The 17,828-nt window shown below is 37.4% G+C and carries 10 protein-coding genes; all 10 read left to right on the top strand.

Going from position 1 to position 17,828, the window contains the following annotated elements; genetic code table 11:
- Positions 1-6: 6 nt before the first annotated feature.
- The 10 genes from FT993_RS05780 (at position 7) to sprA (ending at position 17,814) form a co-directional block, all read left to right on the top strand.
- The gene (locus tag FT993_RS05780; protein ID WP_147861594.1) at positions 7-531 is read left to right on the top strand and encodes a DUF3341 domain-containing protein; all 525 of its coding nucleotides are present in this window, start codon (positions 7-9) and stop codon (positions 529-531) included.
- Positions 532-536: 5 nt separating this feature from the next.
- Positions 537-1,223: a cytochrome c gene (locus FT993_RS05775; RefSeq protein WP_147861593.1), complete on the top strand. Its 687-nt coding sequence runs from the start codon at positions 537-539 to the stop codon at positions 1,221-1,223.
- Positions 1,224-1,249: 26 nt separating this feature from the next.
- Positions 1,250-2,560 carry a quinol:cytochrome C oxidoreductase gene (locus FT993_RS05770; protein WP_147861592.1) on the top strand — a complete coding sequence of 437 codons (1,311 nt, stop codon included), beginning with the start codon at positions 1,250-1,252 and terminating at the stop codon, positions 2,558-2,560.
- 28 nt (positions 2,561-2,588) lie between these two features.
- Complete coding sequence (locus FT993_RS05765; protein ID WP_147861591.1) at positions 2,589-3,653, top strand: cytochrome c oxidase subunit II; 1,065 nt, start codon at positions 2,589-2,591, stop codon at positions 3,651-3,653.
- A 34-nt stretch (positions 3,654-3,687) separates the two neighbouring features.
- The gene (locus FT993_RS05760) at positions 3,688-5,520 is read left to right on the top strand and encodes a cbb3-type cytochrome c oxidase subunit I (RefSeq protein ID WP_147861590.1); all 1,833 of its coding nucleotides are present in this window, start codon (positions 3,688-3,690) and stop codon (positions 5,518-5,520) included.
- A gap of 68 nt (positions 5,521-5,588) precedes the next feature.
- Positions 5,589-6,611, top strand: a complete 1,023-nt coding sequence (ruvB, locus tag FT993_RS05755) for a Holliday junction branch migration DNA helicase RuvB (RefSeq protein ID WP_147861589.1) — start codon at positions 5,589-5,591, stop codon at positions 6,609-6,611.
- Between the two features lie 8 nt (positions 6,612-6,619).
- Positions 6,620-7,549, top strand: coding sequence for a tRNA epoxyqueuosine(34) reductase QueG (gene queG, locus FT993_RS05750; protein WP_147861588.1), 930 nt, complete (start codon positions 6,620-6,622; stop codon positions 7,547-7,549).
- Positions 7,550-7,600: 51 nt separating this feature from the next.
- On the top strand, positions 7,601-9,907 hold the full coding sequence (locus FT993_RS05745; RefSeq protein ID WP_147861691.1) for an NADP-dependent malic enzyme: 2,307 nt from the start codon (positions 7,601-7,603) through the stop codon (positions 9,905-9,907).
- A gap of 96 nt (positions 9,908-10,003) precedes the next feature.
- Complete coding sequence (gene ruvA, locus FT993_RS05740) at positions 10,004-10,585, top strand: Holliday junction branch migration protein RuvA (RefSeq protein WP_147861587.1); 582 nt, start codon at positions 10,004-10,006, stop codon at positions 10,583-10,585.
- Positions 10,586-10,590: 5 nt separating this feature from the next.
- The gene (gene sprA, locus FT993_RS05735) at positions 10,591-17,814 is read left to right on the top strand and encodes a cell surface protein SprA (protein ID WP_255504434.1); all 7,224 of its coding nucleotides are present in this window, start codon (positions 10,591-10,593) and stop codon (positions 17,812-17,814) included.
- The last annotated feature ends 14 nt before the right edge of the window (positions 17,815-17,828 follow it).

The raw sequence follows: 17,828 nt of genomic DNA, 5'->3' as shown, positions 1-17,828 counted from the left end.
TTGAAGATGGCATCAACAAAGATTCATGCAATTTACACAGATGATGATATCTTAATGCAAGCGGTTAAAGATACCCGTGCTAAGCATTATCATATCGAAGAGGTTTTTACGCCTTTCCCTGTTCACGGACTAGATAAAGCGATGGGTTTACCACACACCCGCTTGGCAGTTACTTCTTTTCTTTATGGATTAGTAGGGTTGACGGTCGCCATCTTGATGATGAATTTTATTATGATCGAAGACTGGCCACAAAACATAGGAGGTAAACCAAGTTTCTCTTTCTTAGAGAACCTTCCTGCCTTCATTCCAATTATGTTTGAGCTTACGGTATTTTTTGCGGCTCACTTAATGGTAATTACTTTTTACTTAAGAAGTAGGTTATGGCCTTTTAAAAAAGCTGAAAACCCAGATGTAAGAACAACCGATGATTTGTTTTTAATGGAAGTTTTAGTCGAGAATAATAACATAGAAGAAATGGCTCAATTCTTTAAGAATACTGGGGCATTAGAAGTTAATTTAATAAACAAATAAGCCTTATGAGAAGTTTATTTAAACTAGCGAGTATTTGTGGTCTATCTTTAATAGCAGCATCTTGTGCTGGTGAGAAAGACAGAAATTATCAATACTTCCCAGATATGTATGAACCTGTAGGGTATGAAGCTTACGGCGAATATGATATTTTTGTGAACGGGCAAGAAGCTAAATTACCAGCAGAAGGTACGGTTCCAAGAGGTTGGATGCCTTATGAATACGAAAATAACTTAGATGGTTTTGATGCTGCAAAGGCCGAGCTTAAAAATCCGCTTCCTTATACAGAAGAGAATGTAAATGAAGGGGCAGCTTTGTATACCATATATTGTGCAATCTGTCACGGCGATAAAGGTGATGGTAAAGGAACTTTAGTGAATCGAGAGAAAATTTTAGGGGTGCCTTCTTATGATGATATGGGAAGAGCAATTACCGAAGGTTCTACTTATCACGTGGTTTATTATGGATTAAATAGTATGGGGTCATATGCGGCTCAAACTAATGAGAAAGAACGTTGGCAAATCGTACATTATGTGATGGACCTTAAAAATGAACTTGAAGGGAAGCCTAAAAGAGATTTCATGACTGCAGACGAAATTGCCCATTGGGAAAAAGCAGGAATTGCCGGAGATAAAGCCAATAATGAAGCACAAGATTCGGCTGACCAAAACCTATCAAAAGAAGAAAATAATTAAGAATAACCGCATTATTATCTATTAATATGTACACGCTATCTGGTAAATTAAAAATAACAGCTATAATCTTTATGATTTTAGGGGCAATAGGATTGGTTTATGCCTTTGCAACTGCACCTACCTCGATTGAAGAAGTAAAAGAGATTTTAGCTGCTCAAGAGCATCACGGTAATCATGAAATGGCCGCGGGAGAGCATTCAGTTGCCCATCATGGAGATGCAGCGCACGATGACGAACACGCAGAACATGTTCTTCATCAATTACAAAACAAACCTTGGGCCGCACTTTATGTGGGAGCCTTCTTTTTCTTTATGATCGCCTTAGGAGCCCTAGCCTTTTATGCGATTCAATATGCGGCACAGGCCGGTTGGTCGCCAGTACTATTTAGGGTCATGGAGGCTATAACTGCCTACTTGTTGCCAGGTAGTATAATTGTATTTATTCTTTTGGCTTTGTCTGGTGTTCATCTTAATCATTTATTTATTTGGATGGATCCTGATGTAGTTGCCACCGATGAAATAATCCAGAATAAATCTTCTTACTTAAATGTTCCATTCTTTTTGATTAGGGCTGCCATTTATATTATCGGGTGGAATGTATTTAGATACTTTTTAAGAAAAAATTCTTTAAAACAAGATGAAGCTAATGATAACAGCTACTATAGAAAAAACTTTAAGTTATCTGCAGCTTTTCTAGTATTCTTTATTGTTACTGAATCGATGATGTCTTGGGATTGGATTATGAGTTTAGATCCGCACTGGTTTAGTACTTTGTTCGGCTGGTATGTGTTCTCTAGTTTATTTGTTTCGGCAATTACCGTAATCGCTTTGGTTACCATTTACCTTAAGTCTAGAGGTTACCTTCCCTATGTAAATGATAGTCACATTCACGATTTAGGTAAGTTTATGTTCGGTATTAGTATATTTTGGACTTACCTATGGTTCTCTCAGTTTATGTTAATTTGGTACTCAAACATCCCAGAAGAAGTGGTTTATTACGTTACTAGAATAGAAAAATACAACTTAGTATTTTTCGGAATGGTAGCTATTAACTTTCTATTTCCTTTGTTGGTACTAATGAATAGTGAGTATAAAAGAATTAATTGGTTTATTGTTATGACCGGTATAATGATTTTAGTTGGTCATTATCTAGATATCTATACTATGGTAATGCCAGCAACCGTTGGGGAATCTTGGTTTATTGGTGTACCAGAAATAAGTGCGGTACTTTTCTTTGGAGGATTATTTACTTTCGTTGTATTTAACGCATTAACTAAAGCACCCCTACTAGCAAAAAGAAATCCGTTTATTAAAGAGAGTGAACACTTTCATTATTAAAATTTAAAAAGTTAAAGACTACGATAAAATGACTGTATTTTTAATCATATCTGTTTTAGCCTTATTGGGATTGACCTTTTGGCAAATGTCAAAAATCCTGAAATTATCGAAGCCTGTGTCTAGTGATGATTCTAGTATTGCTTCAGATAAAGACAATAAAACCCAAGCCTATTTATTGATGGCCTTTACGGTTTTCTTGTATGTTTTTATGTTTTATAATTTTTGGAATTATACAAAATTGTATCTTCCAGAAGCTGCCTCAGAACACGGGGTAGATTATGACCGGCTAATGTTTATAAGTATGGGTGTTATCATTTTTGTACAAATGATTACTCAATTCTTGTTGCATTATTTTGGTTGGAAATATAGAGGTAAAAAAGGTCAAAAAGCGCTATTTTATGCAGATAATGATAAATTAGAATTTATCTGGACAATTATTCCTGTTATCGTATTGGCGGGCCTTATAATTTACGGATTATTTACTTGGTCTGATATTATGTTTGTTGACGAAGATGAAGATACATTGGTAATAGAGGTTTATGCTTATCAATTTGGTTGGAAAGCACGTTATTCTGGTGAGGATAATACCTTAGGAAAAGCCAATGTGCGCTTTATCGAGGGAATCAACACCTTAGGAGTAGATGAAAGTGATCCTTATGCAATGGATGATAAAATTACAACAGAATTACACTTGCCAGTTAATAAAAAGGTACTCTTTAAATTTAGATCGCAAGATGTGTTGCACTCTGCTTATTTTCCATTTCATAGAGCACAAATGAATGTGGTTCCTGGTATGATTACTCAGTTTGGCTTTACACCAACCTTAACTACAGAACAAATGCGTACTACCGATTATATGGTAGATAAAGTTAAAGAACTTAATGAGATTAGGAAACAAAGAACAAAAGAGTTAGAAGCTCAAGGCGAAATGGGATTAGATCCTTATGAGTTCGATTATTACTTATTATGTAATAAAATTTGTGGGGTTTCTCATTACAATATGCAGATGAAGATTGTAGTGGAAGAAGAGGATGAATACCAAGCGTGGCTTGCAGAGCAACCAACATTTGGTTCTACAATTGAGAAGAAATAATAATACATTAGAAAAGATATAATAGCTTATAAATATGTCAGTAAACGCAACATTAAACGCTCAAGATCAGCACCACGATGATGGTCACGGTCACCACCATAAAGAAACGTTTATTACTAAATATATTTTTAGTCAAGATCATAAAATGATCGCTAAACAGTTTTTGATTACTGGGTTTGCTATGGGATTCATAGGGATATTGATGTCCATATTGTTCAGAATCCAATTGGCTTGGCCAGAACAATCTTTTTATATTTTTGAGTTACTTCTTGGCGATAAGTATGCACCAGATGGAGTAATGACGCCAGATTCTTACTTAGCATTAGTTACCATTCACGGTACTATAATGGTGTTCTTTGTATTGACAGCCGGTTTAAGTGGTACTTTTAGTAACCTATTAATTCCATTGCAAATTGGAGCGCGTGATATGGCTTCCGGCTTTATGAATATGGTGTCATACTGGTTATTCTTTATATCATGTGTTATCATGATTAGTTCTTTATTTGTAGAATCGGGACCAGCATCAGCTGGTTGGACTATCTATCCTCCATTGAGTGCTTTACCAGAGGCTATTCCTGGTTCTGGTTTAGGGATGACGCTTTGGTTAATATCTATGGCAATATTTATTGCGCAATCGCTAATTGGTTCATTGAATTATATCGTTACCGTACTTAACTTAAGAACAAAGGGCATGTCTATGACACGTCTTCCGCTTACAATTTGGGCTTTGTTTGTAACGGCTATTATTGGTGTGGTTTCTTTCCCTGTTTTATTAAGTGCCGCGCTAATGCTTATCATGGATAGGAGTTTTGGTACATCCTTCTTCTTAAGTGATATTTATATTAAAGGAGAAGTTTTAGCACACCAAGGTGGTTCACCTGTACTTTTTGAGCACTTATTTTGGTTCTTAGGTCACCCAGAAGTATACATCGTTATTCTTCCAGCAATGGGGCTAGTGTCCGAAATCATGGCGACAAATTCAAGAAAACCTATTTTTGGTTACCGAGCGATGATTGCTTCTATATTAGCCATTGCCTTTTTATCTACAATCGTTTGGGGTCACCATATGTTCGTATCAGGAATGAATCCTTTCTTAGGTTCTGTGTTTACTTTTACAACCCTTTTAATTGCCATTCCTTCTGCGGTAAAAGCCTTTAACTGGATCACTACCTTATGGAAAGGTAACTTGCAGCTTAACCCTGCGATGCTATTCTCAATTGGATTTGTTTCTACTTTTATAACAGGAGGATTAACAGGAATTATTTTAGGAGATAGTACGCTAGATATCAACGTGCATGATACCTATTTTGTTATTGCACACTTCCACTTGGTAATGGGTATTTCGGCAGTGTACGGTTTGTTAGCCGGAGTATATCACTGGTTTCCCAAAATGTTTGGGAGAATGATGAACAAAAACTTAGGATATGCGCATTTTTGGATTACTGCCGTTGGAGCATACGGAGTTTTCTTCCCTATGCACTTTATCGGTCTAGCCGGACTTCCTAGAAGGTACTACACCAATACAGCGTTTCCTTATTTCGATGACTTAGCTGACGTAAATGTACTAATCACATTGTTTGCTATTATGACCGCATTAGCTCAATTGATATTTGTTTATAACTTTATAGCTTCTATTTTCTATGGTAGAAAAGCTACGCAGAACCCTTGGAACGCGACCACGCTAGAATGGACTACTCCGGTAGAGCATATCCATGGTAACTGGCCAGGTGAAATACCAAGTGTGTACCGTTGGTCGTATGACTATAGTAAAATGAATAAGGAAGAAACAGACTATGTAATTCCTGGGCAAGATTTTGTGCCACAGCACATACCACTTCAGCCTAATGAAGATGAATTAAGTCATTAAAACTTCTTTTAATAAATCACAAAAGCCTTTTCAAGATTTGAAAAGGCTTTTTGTTTATCTTTGTTTTTATGAATGAGCATTTAGATCCAACTGGTGAGGGGTTCTCTCCAGCCGAGCACGATATAGAGAAAGCCTTAAGGCCTTTATCTTTTAATGATTTTGCAGGTCAAGAAAAGGTACTGGAAAATTTGGCTATTTTTGTTCAAGCGGCTAATCTTCGCGATGAGGCTTTAGATCATACGCTGTTTCACGGGCCTCCAGGTCTAGGTAAAACAACGCTAGCTCATATTTTGGCCAATGAACTCGGAGCAGGTATCAAAATTACTTCCGGTCCTGTTCTCGACAAGCCTGGTGATTTAGCTGGGTTATTAACCAATTTGGAGCCTCGAGATGTTTTATTTATAGATGAAATACATCGCCTCAGTCCGGTTATAGAAGAGTATCTCTATTCTGCCATGGAGGATTTTAAGATAGATATCATGATAGAAAGTGGTCCTAATGCACGTAGTGTTCAGATAGAATTAAATCCGTTTACTCTTGTTGGAGCAACCACTCGTTCTGGTCTATTAACTGCACCCATGCGTGCTAGGTTTGGTATTTCAAGCAGATTACAATATTATAATACAGAGCTCCTAGCCACTATTATAGAAAGAAGCGCTAGTATTTTGCGAGTACCCATTAAAACTCAAGCGGCTATTGAAATTGCAAGCCGAAGTAGAGGAACACCCCGTATAGCCAACGCCCTATTGAGAAGGGTTAGAGATTTTGCACAAATAAAAGGATCAGGTCAAATCGATTTAGCTATTGCCCAATATGGTTTAGAAGCACTCAATGTTGATGCTAATGGACTTGATGAAATGGACAATAAAATATTAACCACCATTATTCACAAGTTTAAAGGTGGCCCTGTGGGGATTACCACTCTGTCTACGGCAGTGAGCGAAAGTGCAGAAACTATTGAAGAAGTCTATGAACCTTTCTTAATCCAGCAAGGTTTTATTGTTAGAACACCCCGCGGGCGAGAGGTAACCGAGGCTGCTTATAGGCATTTGGGTATTTCTAGGCCTAATTCGCAGGCAGGGTTATTCTAATGATAAACATGAGCACTACCTTTACTTATAAAGAACTTATTAAACTCGAAGCAGACCGGCTTGGGTTCATTTCTTGCGGTGTGAGCAAAGCAGAATTTCTTGAAGAAGAAGCTCCTCGTTTAGAACAATGGCTAAAAGAGGATAAAAATGGACAGATGGGTTATATGGAGAATCATTTTGATAAACGGCTTGATCCTCGATTGCTTGTTCCTGGGGCAAAAAGTGTAATATCTTTACTATATAATTATTATCCTGATGTAAATCAGAGACAAGATACCTACAAAATAAGCAAATATGCCTATGGTCGGGATTATCATTTCGTAATTAAAGATAAACTAAAAATATTATTTGAATACATAAAAAATGAGATTGGAGCCGTTGAGGGGCGTGTTTTTGTTGATTCTGCACCAGTTCTAGATAAAGCTTGGGCGGCTAGAAGCGGATTGGGTTGGATAGGTAAAAACAGTAATTTATTGGCCAAAAAAACAGGCTCATTCTTCTTTATTGCAGAATTAATTTTAGACCTAGAGTTAGAACCCGATACTCCCGTAACAGATCACTGTGGTAGCTGTACGGCCTGTATTGATGCTTGCCCAACAGAAGCGATTTATGAACCTTATCGTGTAGATGGTAGTAAATGTATATCTTACTTTACCATTGAGCTAAAAGAGGAAATACCACCATCACAAAAAGGTAAATTTGATGATTGGATGTTTGGTTGCGACATTTGTCAAGATGTTTGCCCTTGGAACCGATTTTCTAAACCCCATAATGAACCACTTTTTGATCCACACCCCGATTTGCTGGCCTACACAAAATCTGATTGGGAAGAGATTACACAAGAAACTTTTGGTAAGATTTTTCAAAAATCGGCCGTTAAACGGACTAAATTTGCGGGTCTTCATCGTAATATCTCGTTTTTAAAAAAGCAATCTTAGCAAATCAAAAAACTTATGTTTACATTTGTAGGTTCGCTAAACAAAATACAAATGAGCATACAAAACGAAAGAAAAAGACGAGAAGCTTTAGTTTATCACGCCAAACCCAAACCTGGAAAAATAGAGGTTGTGCCAACCAAAAAATACGCGACTCAGCGTGATTTAGCATTGGCTTATTCTCCTGGAGTTGCCGCTCCTTGTTTAGAGATTGAAAAAGATAAAAACAACAGCTACAAGTATACATCAAAAGGGAATTTGGTTGCGGTTATATCAAATGGTACTGCCGTTTTGGGCTTAGGAGATATCGGGCCAGAGGCCTCTAAACCCGTAATGGAAGGGAAGGGCTTGTTGTTTAAGATTTTTGCAGATATAGATGTTTTTGATATTGAAGTTGATACCAAAAATGTAGATGAGTTTATACAAACAGTTAAGAATATTGCACCAACTTTTGGTGGAATAAACCTAGAGGATATAAAGGCACCAGAAGCATTTGAAATTGAAAGACGCTTAAAAGAAGAGTTAGATATACCCGTGATGCACGATGACCAGCATGGTACGGCTATTATATCGGCTGCCGCACTTTTAAATGCAGTTGAGCTGGCAGATAAGAAAATAGAAGATGTAAAAATTGTGGTGAGTGGGGCAGGAGCCGCTGCAGTTTCTTGTACTAGACTTTATAAAGCTTTTGGGGCCCAGGCAGATAACATTGTTATGTTAGATAGTAAAGGGGTAATCCGTAAAGATCGAGAGAATTTAAGTGCCGAAAAAGACGAGTTTGCCACCAGCCGTACAATCGATACACTCGAGGAGGCGATGCAAGATGCAGATGTTTTTGTGGGCTTGTCTATCGCCGATATTGTTACACCAGAAATGCTCTTAAGCATGGCAAAGAATCCTATTGTCTTTGCTATGGCTAACCCTAATCCAGAAATTGATTACGATTTAGCCGTAGGTACAAGAAAAGATTTGATTATGGCAACTGGGCGCAGCGATCATCCTAACCAAGTAAATAATGTACTTGGTTTTCCGTTTATTTTTAGAGGAGCATTAGATGTTCGGGCCACAAAAATTAATGAAGCTATGAAAATGGCTGCTGTTAGGGCCTTAGCAGAGCTAGCTAAAGAAAATGTTCCAGAGCAAGTCAATATTGCCTACGGAGAAACCAAATTGGGCTTTGGTAGAGAATATATTATACCTAAGCCTTTTGACTCAAGATTGCTTACAAAGATACCGCCGGCAGTAGCTAAGGCGGCAATGGAGAGTGGCGTGGCTCAAGAACCTATAGAGGATTGGCAACGCTATGAAGATGAGCTTTATGAACGTATGGGAGGCGATAATAAAATTACCCGTTTGCTTTTAAATAGAGCAAAGCTAAATCCAAAACGGGTGGTTTATGCCGAAGCAGATCATTTAGATGTATTAAAAGCAGCTCAAATAGGTCACGATGAAGGCTTATGTAGACCTATTCTATTAGGAAGAAAGGATGTGATTCTTGAATTGATGCAGGAATTGGAGTTTGAAAAAACAGAAGCTGTTGAGATTATAGACCCTAAGTCTGATGAATGCAAAGACCAAGTAAATGCTTATGCCGAAGTGTTTTGGAATGCTAGAAAACGTAATGGAATTACCTTGTATGAGGCGCAAAAGCTGATGCGCGAGCGTAACTATTACGCTAGTATGATGGTAAATGAAGGAGATGCAGACGCTTTGTTGTCTGGTTATTCTAGAGCCTATCCTACCGTGGTGAAACCAATTTTAGATTTGATCGGAATGGATAAAGGGGTAACTCGAATTGCAGCAACCAATTTGATGAATACCACCCGTGGTCCGTTGTTTATTAGCGATACCTCCATTAATATAGAGCCCGATTCTGAAGATTTGGCTAAAATTGCTTATATGACTAGTCGAATCGTAAAAATGTTTGGTATGGAACCTATTATGGCCATGGTTTCTTATGCAAATTTCGGGTCCTCTAAACATGATAAAGCAAAGAAAATAAAACGTGCAGTAGAGATTTTACACGATAAAATGCCAGATTTGATTGTAGATGGCGAATTGCAAGTAGATTTTGCTTTGAGTCGACGCATGTTAGAAAGTAAATTCCCGTTTTCAAAATTAGCGGGTAGAAAGGTGAATACGCTTATTTTTCCGAACCTTGATGCGGCCAATTCTAATTACAAAATGATAAAAGAATTGAATCAAACCGATTCTATTGGTCCTATTTTAATGGGATTAAAAAAACCTGCACATGTTTTGCAATTAGGAGCTAGTGTAGAAGAAATGGTTAACATGACCGCCGTTGCAGTTGTAGATGCGCAAGAAAAAGAAAAACGATCTCACACAGGAATACCGCATTAAAATACACGAAAAAAGCAGGTGTGTTAAACCTGCTTTTTACTTTTTGTATCCTAATTAATTTGCTACATTTGGAGCTTTAACGCTTTATTAACGTTTATGATTGCTTATTTAAAAGGTAGATTAGCCGAAAAGTCACCTACTTATGTGGTAATTGACTGCCAGGGTGTTGGTTATTTTTTACATATTTCTTTACATACCTACGAGCAACTTCCGCTCGACGAGAACGTAAAAATTTATACCTATTTACAAGTTCGAGAAGATGCGCATACTTTATTCGGGTTTATGCAGGTGCAAGAGCGTGAGATTTTCAAAAAACTCATATCAGTGTCGGGTATAGGCGCAAGTACAGCAAGAACCATGCTCTCTTCTTTATCTCCTCAAGAAGTTGTTGAAGCTATAACCCAAGAAGATGTTGATGTGATAAAAAGTGTGAAAGGGATAGGAACCAAAACAGCGCAAAGGGTAATTATAGATTTAAAAGATAAACTAGGAGATCACCTTGAACAAGCACAAATTTCAATGCCTCAAGGCAATAGTGCAAAGCAAGAAGCGTTATCTGCACTAGAAACTCTTGGGTATAGTGCAAAGCAATCTGAAAAAGTAGTGCAGCGCATTTTAAAAGAAACTCCAGACTCAACCGTTCAACAAATTATAAAGCTAGCTCTAAAAAACTTATAAATATCTTGAATACAATTGCTCTAGGTAATAAAAGTAAGATTGTTGCTTTTCTGGTTTTAGGCTTGATTTTTAGCCCTAAGTTTTGGGCGCAACAAGAAACTGTGCAAGATAGCACCGAGACAGGACATCAAACGGGTAAGATAGATTTAAGTTACCCTAATAGTATTAAACAAAAATATACTTATGACCCCATTTTAGACCGGTATATTTATACAGAGAAAACTGGAGCGGTGAATGTCAATTATCCATTGGTTTTAACACGTGAGCAATATGAAAATTTGATTTTAAAAAATCAAATGAAAGAATATTTTAAGCAAAAATCTGATGCGCTAACTGGAAGAAGTGATGAGGCCAAAGAGGCACAAAAGAACTTGTTGCCCATTTTTTATGTAAATAATGATTTTTTTGAAAGCATTTTTGGGGGTAGTGAAATTGAAATTATCCCACAGGGTTCGGTTGAAGTAGATTTGGGAGTGCTATACACCAAACAAGATAATCCCTCATTATCGCCTAGAAATCGAAGTAGTTTTACCTTTGATTTTAACCAACGTATAAGCTTGAGTTTGCTGGGTAAAATAGGTAAGCGCCTAGAGATCAACGCTAATTATGATACACAATCTACTTTTGACTTCCAGAATCAAATCAAATTAGAGTATACTCCTACAGAAGATGATATAGTAAGAAAGATAGAGGTGGGTAATGTGAGTATGCCACTCACCAGCTCACTAATGCAGGGTAGTCAAAGTCTATTTGGAGTAAAAACCCAGTTGCAATTTGGAAAAACTACAATTACAGGAGTTTTTTCTGAGCAAAACTCAGAACGACAGACTACAGAAATACAAGGCGGTGGAGCGGTAGAGAAATTTGAAAAATTCATACTAGATTATGATGAAAACAGGCATTTTTTCTTGGCGCAATATTTTAGAGAACATTACGATAAAGCGTTAGAGAATTATCCTTTTATAAATAGCAATGTGCAAATTACCCGAGTGCAATTATGGGTAACCAACCGTACAAACTCAACCCAGGCGCTCACCGATGCTAGAAATATTGTTGCAATTCAAGATTTGGGAGAGTCTAACCCTAGAAAAGTGGGGGTTTTATTAGATGCCAATGGTAATCCGAGCAATCCACCAGCATTTTCAGGCTTTATCAATGCTCCTGCCAGTGCATTTCCTAACAATAGTAATAACGACTTTAATCCGCTGGGTATTAATGGTCCACAACAGAGTTTGTTAACCGAGGCCATTCGGGATGTTGCGAGTGTAGATCAAGGTTTTGGAGCTGTTTCTTCTCAAGTAAGTGAGGGGACAGACTACGCCAAACTAGAAAATGCCCGTCAATTACAGCCATCTGAATATACCTTACATCCACAATTGGGATATGTATCCTTAAATCAGCGTATCAATAATGATGAGATGTTGGCTGTAGCTTTTCAATTTACAGTAAACGGTCAAGTTTATCAAGTGGGTGAATTTGCAAATGATGGGGTTCCAGCTACCCAAGGGCAAACCACCGGTACAGATCCTAACAACCAAAACCAAGTGGCGGTGAGTCAAAATTTGGTGGTTAAAATGCTTAAAAGTCCTATTACGAATGTGAACGAACCGGTTTGGGATTTAATGATGAAAAACATCTATAGTTTGGATGCTTTTCAAATTGAAAAAGAAGATTTTAGATTTAATATACTTTATACAGATCCTCAACCCTTAAACTACATCAAAGGAGTGGCGAATGCCAATTTACCACCAGATGTAGAAGATAAAACCTTATTACGTGTTTTTAATCTAGATAATTTAAACTTAAATAACGACCCTGTTCAAGACGGTGACGGATTTTTTGATTTTGTAAATGGTCTAACCATTGATACACAAAACGGTCGGGTTATTTTTACTAGTGTAGAACCATTTGGTGAGTATCTTTTCAATAAACTTGACAATACCCCAAACGGAGGTCCAGAAAATTACGAAAATCCGTTAAGTTATAACGCCAATCAAACGAAATATGTTTTTAGAAGTTTGTACACTACTACAAAGATTCAGGCAGAGCAAGAAGAAGCCGATAAGAATAAATTTCAGTTAAAAGGTAGTTATAAATCAAGTGGTCAAGGAGGAATCCCAATAGGTGCTTTTAACGTGCCTCAAGGTTCTGTGGTAGTAACCGCAGGAGGAAGAACTTTACAAGAGGGAGTAGATTATACGGTAGACTATCAATTAGGTAGAGTAAATATTTTAGATGAAGCTTTATTGGCCTCAGATACGCCAATTCAAGTTTCAACTGAAAATAATGCGCTTTTTGGACAGCAAACCAAGCGTTTTACCGGCTTAGATATACAACACGAATTCAATAAAAACTTCATTATTGGTGCCACTTATTTAAACCTGAATGAGCGACCGCTAACCCAGAAAGCAAATTACAGTTATGAGCCTATAAATAACTCTATGTATGGCTTTAATTTAAACTACTCTACAGAGGTTCCTTTCTTTACGCGATTGGTGAATAAACTACCAAACATAGACACCGATGTGCCTTCTAATTTTTCTGTACGTGGTGAATTTGCTTATTTGCATCCTGGTAGTCCTAAGGGTGATAATTTTAACGGTGTAGCCACCAGTTATGTAGATGATTTTGAGGCTTCTCAAACTTCAATTTCAGTAATGAGTCCTTTATCGTGGTTCTTGTCAAGTGCACCACTAGGCTTTGGAGGAGAGCGTAGCAATAACGATTTGGCTACTACATACAAACGTGCTCACTTATCTTGGTACACCATAGATCCTATTTTTTATACCAATCAGCGCCCTTCAGGTATTAGCGATAATGACCTTTCTTCATATGCCACCAGACGCGTATTTATAGATGAAATTTTTCCAGATACCGATATCGTTCAGGGGCAAACGCAGGCTATTTACACTTTAGATTTAAACTTTAATCCGCAGGAGCGTGGCCAGTATAATTTTAATCCGGCTGCGACCGATAATACGCTTCCTAACCCCAAAGAAAATTTTGGAGGAATAATGCGTGAGATTACTACTACAGATTTTGAGCGTTCAAATGTTGAGTTTATTGAATTCTGGGTGATGGATCCGTTTATTTACCAAGAAAATGCCAGCATCAATGAAGGATTGATTACCCTTAATCTGGGAAATATTAGTGAAGATATTTTAAAAGATGGTAGAAAACAATACGAGAACGGATTGCCAGTAGACGGATCAACCGATAATACCCTTGAAACAGCTTTTGGTAAAGTGCCAAGTAACCAATCTTTGGTTTATGCCTTTGATACAGAAGGTCAACAAAGGGTAAATCAAGACCTTGGTCTTGACGGTCTAGACGATAGCGAAGAAGGTCTGCAATTTCCGCAGTTTGCCGGATTAGAAGATCCTGCGAACGATAACTATGAATTTTATCTAAGTGCTACGGGAAATATTTTAGAGCGCTACAAAAAATACAATGGTTTGCAAGGTAACAGTCCTACAGAAGTGGGGCAGAACAATAGAGGAAGAACTACTGTACCTTCTGTAGAAGATATCAACCGTGATAACACCATGAATACTATAGACAGTTACTTTGAGTATAAGGTTCCTGTTTTTAGAAATATGAGTGTTGAGAATAACACCGCAAGTTTTGCTGGGGTTGACTATGATTATATTACCGATGTAAAGACCTTAACCACTACTTTGCAAAACGGTAAACAAATGGAAGTGCGGTGGGTACAGTTTAAGATACCTTTACGCACCGAAAGTCAATTTGCGGTAAATGGTATTGCAGACTTGCGCTCTATTCGTTTTATGCGAATGTTCCTTAGCGGATTTGAAAAGGAGGTAACCTTAAGATTTGGAAGTTTAGATTTGGTACGCGGTGATTATAGACGCTACAACCAAGCTGTGGTTCCCGACGGTACCGATCCAGAAATTACTACCGGAACTACCTTTGAAGTAACCGCTGTAAGTAAAGAGCAAACTTCAGATTATGTAACACCACCAGGAGTTGTACGAGAAGAATTAATCGATAACAATCAGCGCGTGCGAGAAGACGAGCAATCCATGTCTTTGGTAGTTAAAAATTTAAAACCCAATGATTCTCGGGCGGTTTATAAGAATTTTCAGATTGATATGCGTCAATTTGAAAATTTAGAGATGTTCTTGCATGCCGAGTCGTTACCCGCCCCAGAACCCACTTTATTAGATGGAGAATTATCGGCTTTTATACGTATGGGTACAGATTTTACCGATAACTTTTATCAAGTTGAGATTCCTCTTACGGTAAGCGACCTAAATTCAACTGTACCTAGAGATGTGTGGCCCATAGAAAATGACTTAAAACTCCCCCTAGCTTTATTACAACAAATAAAATCATTGGTTATAGGAAATCCTAATTTTAATCCAGGACAGCTAAACTATTTTAATAAAGAACTGCAGCCTGTTACTGGGAATACTTCTGGAGAGATGAAGGTTGGTATAAAAGGGAATCCAACTTTTGGCGATATACGTATGTTGATGCTAGGTTTAAAAAATACCGGAACAACACAGGCTAGTGGTGAAGTTTGGTTTAACGAGTTGCGCCTTTCTGATATGAAAAATGAAGGCGGCTGGGCCGCAATCGTAAATATGGATACCAATCTAGCCGACTTCGCTAGCGTAAGCGCTACAGGTAAGCGAAGCACTGTTGGTTTTGGTAGCATAGAACAAGGACCTAACCAGCGTAGCAGAGAAGATGTGAAACAATATGATGTTGTAACCAGCTTAAATATGGGGCAATTACTACCCAAAAAATGGGGTGTAAAAGTACCTTTTAGCTACAGCCGTGGGGAAGAGTTAATCACTCCTCAATTTGATCCAGAATATTTAGATTTAGAATTAGAGACGCTGTTAGATAATGCTACACCCGAGCGCAAGCGAGAATTGCAAGAACGAGCCGAAGATTATACAAAGCGTCAAAGCGTTAGTGTTATTGGTCTTCGAAAAGAAAGACAGAATCAAGATAAGGTACCGCTTCCTATTGATGTAGAAAACTTTACTTTTTCTGGTACCTATAATCAAGAAGATCATCGTGATTTTGAAATAGCAGAAGCATTAAGCCAAAATGTTAACGTAGGTGCAACTTATGAGTACGCACCGCCAAAAGTTGCAGTAGAGCCTTTTAAAAACATTTCCGTTTTAGATAGTAGTGATTACTATCAGCCGCTAAAAGATTTCAATTTTAATTTATTACCTACTAGTTTATCGGCTTCAAGCACCATTTTGAGGCAGTATAACGAACAGCGATTTAGAGAAATTAATCTGCCACCAGGTTCTTTAGGTTTACCAAAGTTATATCAGCGTAATTATACACTCGACTATCAATATGCTATCAATCATCAATTGACTCAATCTTTAAATTTTGTACTCTCGGCAAATACCAATCGAATAGTTCGTAATTATATAGATGAAGAAAATAGGCAAGACAATAGCGTTGGGGTGTGGGATGATTTTTTTGCCATCGGAGATCCAAATAGCTTTAACCAAAATTTACAAGTAAATTATGAGTTGCCTTTTGAGAAGTTTCCATTCCTTAAATTTTTAAGGGCAACCTATTCTTATACGGGTAATTTTCAATGGCAACGCGGATCTCAAATCTTAAGAGATTTACCCGGTATCCCTGATTTAGGAAATACCATACAAAATGCTAACACCCACCAAATAAATGGTACGGTAGAAATGGGTACTCTTTACGATTATATAGGTTTAAAGAAAAAAGGCGGGAATAGTAATAAGTCGGCAATTAACATGAATGCGCGTCCGGCTAACGCTCTTGGATTTTCAAGAAGTGGAGGCACAAATGCCGCAAATACAGATGATGAAGAGTTGAGCTTTGGTGACCGCGTTTTAAGTACAGGTATAGATGTTGTGACTGCTTTAAAACGTCTTACTTTTAATTATCAAGAAACCAATGGTATGTTTTTACCAGGTTATACTAACGATATAGGATTTTTAGGTACCTTAAAACCCAGTGCAGGTTTTGTTTTTGGAGGTCAAAATGACATTCGTGAGCGTGCAGCTAGAAGAGGTTGGCTTACCACATATCAAGAATTTAATGAGCAATATACAGAGAATGAAACACGCAATTTGGGTGTTCAAGCTAATATTGGTTTGTTGCCAGGCCTTACCTTAGACTTAAACGCCAATAGGGTTTATTCTGAAAATTATGCCGAAAATTACCGAGTAAATCAAGACGATTTGCAATATAGATCGCTGGCTCCAAATAGTTTTGGTAATTTTAACATCTCTACTATTATGATTAGCTCAGCTTTTTCTGAAAGTACCAAAGAGCGATCAGAAGCATTTGAACAGTTTAGGGAGAATAGACTTGCCGTTGCTAACCGTTTGGCACGTAAAGCCGGTATAGATTTGTCAGATCCAGCCAACATTAACCAAGAAACCGGGTTTCCTAAAGGATTTGGAAGAACTAGTCAGGCGGTGCTGTTACCTTCTTTTCTATCGGCTTATACCGGTAAAGATGCCCAAGATATTAGTTTAGGTGCCTTTAGAGATGTACCTTTGCCTAACTGGACTTTAAAGTACACGGGTCTTATGCGTATTAAATGGTTTAAAGATACTTTTAGAAGATTTACGCTTCAGCATGGATATACTTCGCTGTACAGTATCAATCAATTTCAAAGTAATTTAGATTATGATAGAACCAATCCGTACAGTATAACCAATCTAGACCAATCGGGAAATTTCAAAAATCCGTTTTTAATTTCAAACATTAATTTAAGTGAGCAATTTTCACCTTTAATTAAGGTTGATATGGAGTTGAAAAATAGCATTAAACTTTCAACTGAAATCAGAAGAGACAGACAGCTTTCTTTGAGTTTTGATAATAACTTATTAACCGAAGTGCAAGGAAACGAATATATTTTTGGTTTAGGTTACCGTGTTCAAGATTTAAGCTTTACTACAAAGGTAGGGGGTAACAACCGAATTATTAGAAGTGATTTAAACCTTAAAGCCGATATTTCTTTTAGAAGAAATGAATCTATCATAAGGTATTTAGATTTTGCTAATAGTCAAACCACGGCGGGTCAGGATTTGTGGAGTGTATATTTTACGGCAGATTATGCTTTGTCAAAAAACTTAACGGCCATATTTTATTATGATCATACTTTTTCGCAGTATGCTATCTCTACTGCCTTTCCTACCACAACTATACGTTCGGGTATAACCCTTCGATACAATTTCGGAAATTAAAAAAACACAACTAT

The organism is Mesonia sp. HuA40 (assembly GCF_008017835.1).
Lineage (GTDB): Bacteria > Bacteroidota > Bacteroidia > Flavobacteriales > Flavobacteriaceae > Mesonia.
Note: the sequence above shows the minus strand (reverse complement) of the source record. Positions and strands in the feature narration are given on the sequence as shown.